Annotated in this window: 10 protein-coding genes; 6 read left to right on the forward strand and 4 right to left on the reverse strand. The window is 63.5% G+C overall.

All coding sequences use genetic code 11. From position 1 onward, the window contains the following. The first annotated feature begins 46 nt into the window (after window positions 1–46). Window positions 47–298 (forward strand): type II toxin-antitoxin system RelE family toxin, encoded by a 252-nt coding sequence (locus tag MSIL_RS05365; RefSeq protein ID WP_012590078.1) that lies wholly within the window; start codon window positions 47–49, stop codon window positions 296–298. A 1-nt stretch (window position 299) separates the two neighbouring features. Then, the gene (locus MSIL_RS05370) at window positions 300–713 is read left to right on the forward strand and encodes a helix-turn-helix domain-containing protein (protein ID WP_012590079.1); all 414 of its coding nucleotides are present in this window, start codon (window positions 300–302) and stop codon (window positions 711–713) included. A gap of 25 nt (window positions 714–738) precedes the next feature. On the opposite strand, the gene MSIL_RS05375 is transcribed toward MSIL_RS05370, so the two are convergent. Then, complete coding sequence (locus tag MSIL_RS05375) at window positions 739–1,956, reverse strand: alpha/beta hydrolase (RefSeq protein WP_012590080.1); 1,218 nt, start codon at window positions 1,954–1,956, stop codon at window positions 739–741. Window positions 1,957–2,105: 149 nt separating this feature from the next. Between MSIL_RS05375 and MSIL_RS05380 the strand changes: the two genes are divergently transcribed. Then, complete coding sequence (locus tag MSIL_RS05380) at window positions 2,106–3,569, forward strand: alpha/beta hydrolase (protein ID WP_012590081.1); 1,464 nt, start codon at window positions 2,106–2,108, stop codon at window positions 3,567–3,569. A 103-nt stretch (window positions 3,570–3,672) separates the two neighbouring features. Here MSIL_RS05380 and MSIL_RS05385 read toward each other — a convergent pair whose 3' ends face one another. Beyond that, window positions 3,673–4,236: a DUF1269 domain-containing protein gene (locus MSIL_RS05385; protein ID WP_012590082.1), complete on the reverse strand. Its 564-nt coding sequence runs from the start codon at window positions 4,234–4,236 to the stop codon at window positions 3,673–3,675. Window positions 4,237–4,346: 110 nt separating this feature from the next. Here MSIL_RS05385 and MSIL_RS05390 point away from each other — a divergent pair, with 110 nt between their 5' ends. The 3 genes from MSIL_RS05390 to MSIL_RS05400 all read left to right on the forward strand — a co-directional run bounded on the left by MSIL_RS05390 (window position 4,347) and on the right by MSIL_RS05400 (window position 8,159). After that, on the forward strand, window positions 4,347–5,384 hold the full coding sequence (locus MSIL_RS05390; RefSeq protein ID WP_012590083.1) for an AI-2E family transporter: 1,038 nt from the start codon (window positions 4,347–4,349) through the stop codon (window positions 5,382–5,384). 139 nt (window positions 5,385–5,523) lie between these two features. Continuing rightward, entirely contained in the window at window positions 5,524–6,564 is a 1,041-nt protein-coding gene (locus tag MSIL_RS05395) for a patatin-like phospholipase family protein (protein WP_012590084.1), read from the forward strand. A gap of 299 nt (window positions 6,565–6,863) precedes the next feature. Next, a complete protein-coding gene (locus tag MSIL_RS05400) occupies window positions 6,864–8,159 on the forward strand; it encodes a hypothetical protein (protein ID WP_148213030.1) in 1,296 nt (431 codons plus the stop codon). A 300-nt stretch (window positions 8,160–8,459) separates the two neighbouring features. Here MSIL_RS05400 and MSIL_RS05405 read toward each other — a convergent pair whose 3' ends face one another. Then, complete coding sequence (locus MSIL_RS05405) at window positions 8,460–11,525, reverse strand: efflux RND transporter permease subunit (RefSeq protein WP_012590086.1); 3,066 nt, start codon at window positions 11,523–11,525, stop codon at window positions 8,460–8,462. Next, window positions 11,522–12,625: an efflux RND transporter periplasmic adaptor subunit gene (locus MSIL_RS05410; RefSeq protein ID WP_012590087.1), complete on the reverse strand. Its 1,104-nt coding sequence runs from the start codon at window positions 12,623–12,625 to the stop codon at window positions 11,522–11,524. Before MSIL_RS05410 ends, MSIL_RS05405 begins: the two co-directional genes overlap by 4 nt. Window positions 12,626–12,641 lie beyond the last annotated feature (16 nt).

Genomic DNA, 12,641 nt, shown 5'->3' on the forward strand with positions numbered 1-12,641 from the left:
CAATATATCGCTTGAATTGTTGCCACACCGAAGCGATATTATCGCAGTGAAAACGATCATTTTCACTCACCAAGCCGCCAAGGATCTCGACGCGATCGAACCGCTGGCGCGTGAGGCGATCATCGCCGGCTTGAGCGCCTATGCGATCGATGGACGCGGGGACGTCAAGCAGCTTAAAGGCCGCGACGGTTTCAGACTTCGCATTGGACGCTATCGGGTAATTTTTGACGAGGATCAAATCACGATCCTCGCTCTCTACATCGGCAAGCGCGAGACGACGAGCTACCGGAGGAATTGAGATGACCGGCCCACAAATCATCAAGACCCCCGGCGGCGAAGAACTCGTCGTTCTGCCGCGCGCGGAATATGACGCGCTTGTCGCCGCCGCAGCCGAGGCCGCGGAAGATGAAGCCGACGCCGCGATTTACGATTCCCGCACGGCCGATCTCACAGCGGGACGCGACGCCCGTCTGCCGCCCGAAGTGTCTACCGCCCTGTTGCGCGGCGAGAGCCTGTTAAAGGCGCTGCGCAAATGGCGCGGCATGACGCAGATCGACCTGGCGATTTTGGCCGACCTGGGGCAAGGCTATCTGAGCGATCTCGAAGCGGGGCGGCGGCGCGGCTCGCGCGAAACATTGCACAAGATCGCCGAGAAACTGAATATCGAACCGGCTTGGCTTATCGGCGCCGGCGACAAAAGTTGCGGCGAATGACCGCCGTCACGCGACCTGAGCGCATCTAATTCGGACGCGCCGAATCGACCGTGTCATTGGCCACGTCGCCAAGATGCTTCAGCTGATCGTCAAACGTCCGCCGCGAGTTCGGATCGACGATCGCCAGCGGCGCGCTGACGGCGACGCCCGCGACGCCGCCAACCGTCTGGCCGACGCCCATGGCGAAGCCGCCGACGCGCTCGCCAAGGCTCGTCTCGCCGCCAAGGCTCTGGCCGGCGATCAGCCGCTTGCCGAGAAGCTGCACGATCTCCGGATTCTCGGCGAATTTCGAATGGTTGAGCGAGCCCGGACGCGAGAGATCGGTGAGGTCGATCACGTCGACGCCCGCGCGTTCAAGCTCCGACCGGAACGGCTCGGCCAGCGGATCGATCAATCCCAGCCGGTCGACGTCGCCGGCGAGGCGGCGCGAGGCCCGCAGAGCCGCATCGTCCCGCGAGCTGAACACCGTCAGCCGCGGACGCGGTTTGCTGATCTCCGCCCATTGCGCGGCGAAGACGTCGATGTCAAGATCGGGCGATGCGAGGATCACATTGCGGATCTTCGGCAACACGCGGCCGTCGCGGATCGACATCTGGCGCAGCGATTCCATCACCAGCCAGGAGCCCATCGAATGGGCCATGACCGTGACCTCGCCGACCGAGGGGTCCGTCGCGATGCGGCGCAGCGTTTCCTCCAGCGCATCGCGCGAGGCGTTGGTGCTTTCCCGGTCGTAGATATATTGAAACAGATTGCCGCGCGAGGGCCAGGTGAACAACACGGGCGCGGCCTCGGCGCCCGAATCATGCACGATCTGCGCGAGGGAGAAGACGGCTTCCTCGAAGCGCACATTGAAGCCATGCACGAAGACGAGCACGCGCCGGTCGCGCGGCAAATTCTGCTTCAGCCAGCCGCGCGCCTCACCGACGCCGGCAAGCGGCGTGACGCGCACCGTGGCGAAATCGGTCAGCGGATTGGGCGGCAGGCTCGACGGCCATTGCACCTGTCCAATCTGGCGCCGATCGGCCGGCGGAATGGAGACGGTGATATCGGCAAGAGCGACCTTGCTCTCGCGCTCTCCGGTAAACAAAATCGCCGGATTCTTGGCCGGCGCCCGGGTCGTCGCGACGAGGAGATCGACAAGGGACGCATTCGGGACGCTGACCCCGATCGGCTCCATGACGCCCTGCGGACGGCCGCAGGCGGCAAGCGCGACGCAAAGCAGCGCAACGAACGCAATACGCATCAACCCCTCAGGCTTCGCTCCTATCCGCTCTCGGCTTATAGCTGAAATGTGTTGACGATCAGCCAAGAAGCTCGCCGCCGCCGCCCTGGCCATGCGAAACTTGAAGGCTGCATCGAATTTGCAACGCCATCCCCCCAAAAGGCCTCCCCATGCGCGCCCGACTTGTGAAAATTGCAAAGCGCACGGCGCTTGTGCTGGCCGCCGTTGCGGCGACGCTGCTCGGCGTGCGGATTTATGACGTCCAGCGCGGGCCGGCGCTCAAACTCTGGCACACCCACGCGCCGCAGGAGATGGACGGCGGGGCGCTCGACCGCGCCGACTGGGCGAAATATCTGAAGGCGGAAGACAAAATCTTCGCCGACGTGCGCCGGGAAGTGACCGACAAGCTCGATCCGCAGGACGATATTCCGGTCAACCGCTATTTCGACGGCAGCCCCGTCTATCCGGGGCGCTTCGCGCAGGATTGGAACAGATCCTATGAACTCGAGCCGGACGGGGCGCCGGCCGGCGCCGTCGTGCTGCTGCATGGGCTGACCGACTCGCCCTACAGTCTGCGCCACATCGCGCGGGCCTATCGCGATCACGGCTATGTCGCGGTGGCGATCCGTCTTCCCGCTCATGGCACCGTTCCGGGGGCGCTCGCCGACATCGAATGGCAAGACTGGCTGGCGGCGACGCGCCTCGCCGTCCGGGAGGCGCGCGCGCGCATCGGTCCCTCGCTTCCCCTTCATATTGTTGGATTTTCCAACGGCGGCGCGCTCGCGCTGAAATACGCCCTCGACGCCATCGAGGATCCCAGGCTGACGCGGCCCGACCGGTTGGTGCTGATCTCGCCGATGGTCGGCATTACCCGCTTTGCCCGCTTCGCCGGGCTCGCCGGACTTCCGGCCATTCTACCGGCCTTCGCCAAAGCGGCGTGGCTCGGAATCGTGCCCGAATTCAATCCATTCAAATACAATTCATTTCCGGTGAACGGCGCGCGCCAATCCTATTTGCTGACGCAGGCGCTGCAGCAGGAAATCTCGCGTCTCGCCAATAGGGGGCGCCTCGACGCCCTCGCGCCGATCCTGACCTTTCAATCGGTAATCGACTTTACCGTCTCGACGCGCGCGATCATCACATCCCTTTACGCGCAGCTGCCACAGGGCGGTCATGAGCTCGTGCTGTTCGATCTGAACCGCAGCGCCAAATTCGGGCAGTTGCTTCGGCTCGCCTCCGACAATGCGCTACAGCGCGTGATGCCGCCGGCGCCGCGCCGTTTCAGGACGGCTGTCATAACAAACGCCAATTCCAATACCAGCGAAGTCGTCGAGCAGGCGACAGAAGCCGGCGCGACGAATGAACAAACTCGTCCGCTCGGCCTTTCTTTCCCGCCCGGCGTGTTCTCGCTCTCGCATGTCGCGCTGCCGTTTCCGCTGACGGATTCGCTCTATGGACTGCAGCCGGACCTGAACGAGGATTTTGGCGTCAATCTCGGCGCGATCGCGCCGCGCGGCGAGCGGGGCGCGCTGATCGTCAGCCTCGACTCGCTCCTGCGCATGTCGTCGAACCCGTTCTTCCCCTATGTTCTGGAGCGCATCGCGGAGCGCCTTGGACCGCGACGCGTCCAATAGCTCATCAACAGGAGAAGCGAACGGCAGTGCGAGCGGAGACGATCGCCTCCGCTCCTTTGCGCATCGATCTTGACGGCTGCGCCCGGAAGGACGCCGCCAGGACTTAAGACGCAGCGCCGCTTGGCGTGGCGCCCGATGGCGCCGGGGCGGGCTCGCTCGGCGCCTGGGCGCCCCCGCTGGCGATGTGGCCGGCGAGCGCGTTGCGAAGGGCCTGCTCCTTGGTCTCGTCGAGCGAGGTCTTCAGGACCACGCCGCCATAGCCCTGGATCGCGGCGACCACCTTGTCCGTGGTCATGCTCTCGATCAGAATAAACAGCGCAGCGTTGCCGGGCTGGATGCTTTCGGCGAGCTGCTTCATAAAATTATCATTGATGCCGACGTCGGTGAGAGCGCCGCCGAGCGCGCCGCTCGCCGCGCCGATCGCCGCGCCAAGCAGCGGGTTGAGGAAGAGCACGCCGACGAGCAGACCCCAAAAACTGCCGGAGACGGCGCCGGCGGCAGTGGTGTTGATCACCTGATGCAGCTTGATCTGGCCATCCTCGGATTTGGTGGCGATCACAGCGTCCCCAAGCTTGATCAGATACTCTTTTTGGAGCTCGAAGAGCTCCTTGCGCACCTGCTCGGCCTTTTCTTCTGTCGGATAGACAATGACGACGAGATCAGACATGAAATTCTTCCCATTTGCGCCTGCCCCGGCGCGGAGCGGCACCATGCGCCGCGATGCCCCGATTTTCAAGACGGCGCGGCGTCAAACAGCCGAAGGAGCCTGTTGACAGCATGGACAGCAGCGTCACGCGCATCGCCTCGGCGATGATCATCGCTTTTCTCGTCGTCGGCGCGTTATATTTCGCCGATGCAGTGTTCGAGCCCGTCGCGTTCGCGCTGTTCGCCATCGCCGTCGTCTGGCCCTTGCAGAAAGCGCTCGAGACAAGGCTGCCGCGTGGGCTGGCGCTGATCGCGACCGTTCTCGTGACCCTCATCGTCGTCGTCAAGCTGACGTCAATGGTCGCCTGGGGCGGCGGCCAGATCGGGCAATGGCTCAGCGCCAACTTCGATCGTTTTCAGGCGCTGTATTTCGCCTGGGCGAAATGGCTCGAGCAACATGACATCTTCATCGCGACCGTCGTCGCCGAGCGCTTCAACGTGCTCTGGCTGCTGCGGCTGTTTCAGACCGTCGCCTTGCGGCTCAACAGCCTGATCGGCTTCTCGCTGCTGATCTTCATCTTTCTGGCGATGGGCCTTTTGGAGGCCGAGGCGTTTTCGAAAAATCTGCGCACGGTCGGCGGCGAGGCCGGCGAAAGGCTGATTGCGGCGGGAGCCGCCACCGCCCGCAAATTTCGCCGCTATATGCTCGTGCGCACGGTCGCCAGCATTCTCACCGGCCTGATCGTCTGGGGGTTCGCGACGTTAGTCGGCCTCGAGCTCGCGGCCGCCTGGGGCGTCATATCCTTCGCGCTGAACTACATTCCCTTCATCGGGCCGCTGATTGCGACCGTGCTGCCGGCGCTGTTCGGCTTCGCGCAAACGGGATCCTGGGAGACAGGGCTTTTGATCCTCGCCGTATTGACCCTGGTGCAGTTCCTGATCGGCAGCTATTTCGAGCCCTTGTTTACGGCGAAGACGCTGTCGATCTCGCCCTTCGCCGTCGTCTTCGCGGTGTTTTTCTGGGGATTTATCTGGGGCTTGCCGGGCACTTTCATCGGCGTTCCGATCCTGATCGCCTGCGTTACCGTCTGCGAGCAATTTCCAGCGAGCCGCTGGCTCGCTATTCTGTTGTCCGGCAAAGCTGAAGATCGAAAGCCGCCCGTCGGATGAGGTTGCGGCTGCTCGGGCGCGGTCCCCTGGCTGGCGCGCCGTGAGCTTCGGGCGCGGCCCGATTGCGCGTGACGCTGCGGCAAAGCTCGCCTAAAAGCCTAAGCAGCGCGGCATTGCCCAACCCCAAGGCGTCATCGCGATGGAACCAGCAACCAGTACAATCGAGCGCGACCCGATCCTTGTCGATCTCGCCCTTCAGGGCGGCGGCTCGCACGGCGCCTTCACCTGGGGCGTCCTCGACCGCCTGCTCGAAGAGCCCTGGCTCGAAATCGACGGCATCTCCGGCACCTCGGCCGGCGCGATGAACGCCGCCGTTCTGGTGGACGGACACGCCAAGGGCGGCGCGCCGGCCGCGCGCGAGGCGCTGGATTCATTCTGGCGCGCAGTCGCGGAAGCCGCGCGCTTCAGCCCGCTGCGGCGCGGCCCGATCGACGTGCTGCTAGGACGCTGGACGATGGAGTTTTCGCCCTTTTATGCCGGCGCCGAACTCATGTCGCGCATGTTTTCGCCCTACACTTTAAATCCCCAAGGGGCCAATCCGCTGCGCGACATCCTGGCCAAGGTGATCGATTTCGAGCGGCTCGCGCATTCGCCGATCAATCTTTTCGTCACCGCCACCAATGTGCGGACCGGGCGCGGCAAGGTTTTCAAAAATACCGCCATCACGCCGGACGTCCTGCTGGCATCGGCCTGCCTTCCAACCATGTTTCAGGCGATCGAGATCGACGGCGAATTTTACTGGGACGGCGGCTATTCCGGCAATCCGACGATCACGCCGCTGATCCGCGAATGTAAATCGCAGGATACGATCCTCGTGCCCATCAACCCGGTCGAGCGCGAAGGCGTTCCGCGCACGACCACCGAGATCATGAACCGTCTGAACGAGGTGTCCTTCAACGCCGTCACGTTGAAGGAATTGCGCATGATGGCCCTCTTGCGGCGCGTCGCCGATCCGGGAAACAGCGAAGGCGCGCTGTGGGCCAATATGCGCGTCCATATGGTCAAAAACGATATTATGACCAAGCTCGGCGCCTCCTCGAAACTCAATGCGGAATGGGCGTTTTTATCGCTTCTGCGCGACGAGGGACGCAAGGCCGCGCAGATCTTTCTCGACGAGCACGCCATGGATCTCGGCAGCCGGTCGAGCATGGATCTCGACGCGCTGCTGGAAGGCGTCTGAGGCGGGCTCTTTCGGCATTCCAGTACCCCTCGCACTCGATTTTTCGTCTGCTGGTGAGGAGCGAGAATTTCGTTTCATCGCCGCGGTCATCGAGGAAGGCTCTCCGCATTGCCTTCGACGTAATGATGATTATCGAATGAAATCAATCGTCACACAATAATCATTGCAAAAACCGGCGAGTGGCGTAAGTCTGGCGTCCCCGGGGCCGCCAGTAAAGGTAGGCGCGTAGGGACCAGAGGAAAAGAATGGACGCCCACCATCAGAAAGGCGAAGCGTCCGCGCGATGGATTTGCCCCATCATGTCGTTGCTCTTTGCCGTCGCCGCCATCGTTGCGATTTCCATCGGCGCCGCAAAAGCAGAATCGACGAAATTCCGGTTCAACGATCTCAACACAACAATTTTCGGCCCCGCCTACGCCGATATTCTGCTGAGGGGCGAGAATTTCCTGACCTGCAAGCCGCCTGTGGGCCGTGCCTTTTCCTATGCCTTGTGCTTCTTCTCAGGCCCCATGATCGGCTCGTCCGGCAATCCGCCGCTCCCTTGCAAACTGGCGAAAGACGGCAAGACGGCCGACTGCACATGCTACGGCCTCACCACCGAGCAATATCCGCCGATGGTGCCCTATTTCATTGACATCAACGCCATCCTCAATCTCGATCTCTATTTGTCGACCGTCTCGGTCTGCGGCCATGACGGCGCCAACTGCAACCCGCGCGAGTTCATTCAAAACCAGACGCTATGGAACAGCGCGCCGGCCTGTACGGCCGCCAACAACAATGTGGTGATCCCGACCGCGCAGCTGATCTCGGTTTATACGCCCGTCAAGAACGCCGACTATGGCGGCGGGACGACGACCTGCAGCGCGGGCAAATATGCCGGATGCATGACAGCGCCCTGTTACGAGACCGGGAAAACCGATGGCGCGGGCAACAAGCTCGTCACCTGCAAATGCCCCGTCTACGACGGCCCGTTCGAGCTCGGCCAGGCCAACAGGCCGTGCGACGCCAACGTCCTGACGCCCTGGTCCGCAAAGGACAAGGGACCCTATATATGGTCGGCCTCGCATAATCCGGCCCTCAACCCCGATCCCCCGGTCGACGGCTGTCTCGCCGACGCGCCGGGCGACAAGGGCTGTCCGCTCTATTCGGCAAGCGTCGAATATCCGGTCGGCAAGGGAAGCGCGATGTGCAAGGCCGTCTGTGAAAGCTACAAGACGGGCGTCCGCGCGGGCACCGCGACCTTGTGGTCAAAGGGCCTTCAGGTCGCCTATAGTTGTGACGCCGCGCTCTGCACGACATTGGGAATCGGTCAAACCGGCGCCTCCACCGCCAATCCGGCGCAGAAAGCGACGCTCCTGAAAAAGGCGTGCGGCAATCTCGCGCAACAGAGCGGGCTTGAAGCGATCATGGCCCTCGAGCAAATCAACAAATGCAGCTGCTGCGCCAGCCAGGTCTGCGGATGCGCCAATGCGGGCACGGACATCGACGCCGCCACGCAGGCCGAAATCGCGAGGCTGAACGCCGAACAGGAGCGGCTGTCGATCACGCCGCAGTGTCAGATCAACGATACTTTGTGCGGCGCGCAGAAGCGGTAGGCGCGTGAGCTCGCGGCGCGGCGATCCGAATTCGCCTCATGCCGAGGGCGCAACAGCTTCGTCCGAGTCGGGCATTTTTTTGAGCGCTCGGCTCGGCGCGGCGCTCTTAACTGTAAATAAGCGGCGCCCACACTCTCGCGTGGCGGCCCGCGCCGCGAATGGTCCGATACGACGTCGAATCGCGACGCCGGATTGAGCCGGCGCATGCGGTAGCTTTCTGGATTTGGCGGGCGTGCGATTTTGGACTAACGACAATCCAAATTGACCGTTGTTGATTGTTCCTTCGCCCCGGCGCGGCGGTTAGGCAGCGACCGGCTCCTTCGCTGCGGCCGTCTCCTTCGCGCCATACAGCGTGATGTAGAACACCGGCAACACAAGCAGCGTCAGCATCGTCGCGACGAACAACCCGCCCATGATGGCGAAGGCCATCGGCCCCCAAAACACCGTCGGCGCGATCGGGATCATGCCGAGCACGGTCGAGATCGCCGTCAGCATGATCGGCCGGAAGCGCGATAGCGCCGCCTCGATGACGGCGTTCCAGATGTCGCGGCCCTGCGCCCGTTCCGTCTCGATCTGATCGATCAGAATGACCGCATTGCGGGCGATCATGCCGACCAGCGCCAGAATGCCGAGGATTGCGACGAAGCCGAGCGGCCGATTCGCCGCAAACAGGGCGAAGACAATGCCGATCAGGCCGAAAGGCACGATCGCAACGACAAGGAACATCCGCCCAAAACTCTGCAGCTGCATCATCAGGAAAAAGAGCATCAGGATCGCCGCCACAGGCAGCATAGCGAAGACCGAGGCCTGCGAGGCAACGCTTTCCTCGACCGTGCCGCCGGTCGTGATTTGATATTGATCGGGCAGGCTTGCGCGAAGCTTGTCGATCGCCGGCGCCAGCGCATGTACGGCCGTCTCGGGCAAGACGCCTTTGGCGGTTTCGGCTTGCACCGTCAGGGTCGGCGTGCGGTCGCGCCGCCACAGAAGCGGCAGTTCCTGTTCGAAATCGAAGCTCGCGACCTGGCTCAGCGGCACGGTGCGCCCGCCCGCGACCGGCAGTTGCATGGAGCGCAGCGTGGAGAGCGAAATCCGCTGTTCGTCGGTCGCTCTTGCAACGACATTGACGAGATAGATGTCGTCGCGCACCTGCGTGATCGGCAGGCCCGTCATCACCGCGTTGAGCGACGTCGCCAGCGCCTGCGAACTGAGGCCGAGAAGACGCGCCTGATCCTGATCGATCTTGATGCGAACCTTCCGCGCGGGCTCCATCCAGTCGAAATTGACGTCGCGCACTGTCGCATTGCCGCCCATGACTTCGGCGAGTTTCAGCGCGATCTCGCGCACCTTGCCCGTGTCGGGCCCGCTGACCCGATATTGCACCGGCCAGCCGACCGGCGGCCCGAGCTCGAGCGGCGACACGCGGGCGACGACGGTCGGCAACTGTTCGGCCAGCTCTTTTTCAAGCTTCGCCTGCAGGCGTTCGCGCGCGGCGACGTCCTTGGCGACGACCACCGCCTGCGAGAAGAAATCATTGGCCAGTTGCACATTCAGCGGAAGATAGAAGCGGATCGCGCCGCGGCCGACATAGGTGCTCCAGCTCGCAACGTCCGGATCCTCTTTCAGCATAGCGTCGAGCTTCGCCGAGGCTGCTTCGCTTGCGTAGATCGAGGCGTTCTGCGGCAAGGTTAGATCGACGACGAGCTCCGGCCGGTCGGACGCCGGAAAGAACTGCCGCGGCACATGCGGAAGCACGATCAAGGCCGCGACGAGACAGCCGAGCGCCGCGGCGATCGAGATCCAGCGCATCCGCATCATGCCGACAAGCACCGAGCGGAACAGCCGCAGCACGATGTTGGGCTTCTCCGGCGCGGCCCCCGCCGGGGGCGCCTTCAAGAGCCAGACGCCAAGCAGCGGCGCAAACAGCACGGCGACGAACCAGGAGACGATCAGGGCGATCGCCACCACGGCGAAAATCGAGAACGTATATTCGCCGGCGGCGCTGCGCGCGAAGCCGATCGGCACGAAGCCGGCGATGGTGACGAAAGTGCCAGTCAGCATCGGGAAGGCCAGCGTCTTATAGGCGAAGCTTGCCGCCTTCTCCTTGTCGTCGCCGAGCGCGAGCCGCGTCGTCATGGCGTCGATCGTCGTCATGGCGTCGTCGACGAGAAGGCTCAGCGAAATGATCAGCGCGCCAAGCGAGATGCGCTGCAAATCGATGTCCAGAAACTCCATGATCGGGAAGACGATAGCGATCGTCAGGGGGATCGTCAGGGCGACGATCGCGCCGGGCCGCAGGCCAAGGCTGACCACGCTGATCGCCATGATGATGGCGACGGCCTGCCAGAGCGATTCCATGAATTCGCCGATCGCCGTCGTCACCACCTGCGGCTGATCGGACACCAGCGCCGGCTCGACGCCGAGCGGCAGTTCGGCCACCGCTTTGTCAAGTTCGCTGCGGATGTTGGCGCCAAGCGCGAGGATGTCGCCGCCGTCGCGCATGGCGATGGCGAGCCCGATCGCCGGCTTGCCGTCGACCCGGAACAACGGCTGCGGCGGATCGGAATAGCCGCGCCGAACCTCGGCGATATCGCGCAGCCGGATCAGCCGCCCGTTCGACAGGAAATTGACGTTGAGAATATCGTCCTCGGACCGGAACGCTCCGGAGACGCGCAGCGAGAGCTTCTCGTCGCCCGTCTGGATCGATCCCGCCGGACTCACCGCATTTTGCGCTTGCAGCGCCGCGATCAGCGCGGCGCGGTCAATGCCAAGCCCGGCCAGTTTCTGAGTTGAGAATTCAACAAAAATCTGCTCGTCCTGCGCCCCGATGATCTCGATCTTCGAGACGTCGTTGACGTGGAGCAGCTTGGAGCGGACGTCCTCGACATAGTCGCGCAATTCGCGATGGCTGAAGCCATCGGCGGTGAAGCCGTAAATGATGCCGAACGTGTCGCCGAAATCATCGTTGAAGCCGGGTCCGACCACACCCTGCGGCAGCGTGTGGCGGATGTCGCCGATGTTCTTGCGCACCTGATACCAGATGTCCGGCACCTCCTTCGCCGTCGTGCTGCCTTTCAGCGTGACGAAGATGGTGGTGAGGCCCGGCGTCGTATAGCTGCGCAGAAAGTCGAGGCCCCGCGTCTCCTGCAGCTTGCGTTCGATCCGCTCGGTGACCTGCTTGACCGTATCGTCGAGCGTCGCGCCGGGCCAGGAGGCCTGCACGATCATGGTTCGGAAGGTGAAGGGCGGATCCTCGCCGCGTCCCAGCCGATAGAAGGAGAGCAGCCCGGCCGCCGTGAAGCCGACCATCAGAAAGATGATGAACGAGCGGCTTTTCAGCGCCCATTCGGACAGATTGGGGCCTGTCATGAGCGCGATCCGAGCAAACGCACGGCCTGGCCCGGATGAAGCGCCTGCACCCCGGCGGTGACGACGATGTCGCCGTCGTCGAGCCCTTCGGAAACCAGCACGGAGCCCGGATCGAAGCGGGCGATTTCGACATTGCGCAGCGCGACGGTGGAGCTTTTCGGATCGACGATCCAGACCGCAGGCTGATTGTTGATCTTGGTCAGGGCGCTCGCCGGAATCTTGACGCCGGGAGTTCCTTCGAGCTGCACGCGGCCGGTCACGGTCGCGCCAAGACGCATCGCGGCCGGCGAATCGATCAAGCCCACCCGGACGCGAAAGGTGCGAGTGACGGGATCGGCCTGCGGATCGACCGTGCGCACGCGTCCTTGCGCGATCGTCGACGGATCATCCGTCAGAGTGACCGCGATCGGGGCGTTCGCCGGCACGGATCGCAACAGATTGGCGGGAACATCGAATACCGCGTCGCGGCCGTCCTCGCGGGCAACCTGGAAGATGGTCTGGCCCGGTTGGACGACCTCGCCGGCCTCGGCAAGCCGGGCCGTGACCGATCCCGTCACATTGGCGCGAAGCTCGGTGAAGCTCAGCCGGTCCTCGGCCATTTGCAGCTGCGCCTGCGCGTCGTCGACGGCCGATTGCGACGTGCGCAATTCCTGTTCGGCCTGATCGAACAGAACCCGCGTCGTGAAGCCGCGCTGCAGCAGCGTATTCTGGCGATCAAAATTATTGCGCGCCTGAACGAGCCGCCCCTCGGCCGCCGAAAGCGCCGCCCTTGCCGAGCGCAGCGCATTTTCTTCATTCACCGGGTCGAGCTTCGCCAGCACTTTGTCCGGCGTCACCGCATCGCCAACGCCAACGGAACGCTCGATCATGCGGCCGCCGATCCGAAACGCCAGCGCCGCTTCGTTTTCGGCGAGAATCTGTCCGGTGAGCATGGCCGTCTCGCCGTCCTCACTCCTTTCGGCGGTGATGGCGCGGACCGGGCGCGGCAGCGGCGCATGCTCCTCCTGCTGTTCCTTGCAGCCCGCGAGCAGCAGGGCCGCCGCGGCCAAGGGAACAAAGCTGCGCGCAAGAAACCTTGCTGTCAGGGAGGTCGCGCGCATAGGTTACCTCAGGTTC

It is taken from the genome of Methylocella silvestris BL2, from assembly GCF_000021745.1.
Taxonomy (GTDB): Bacteria; Pseudomonadota; Alphaproteobacteria; order Rhizobiales; family Beijerinckiaceae; genus Methylocapsa; species Methylocapsa silvestris.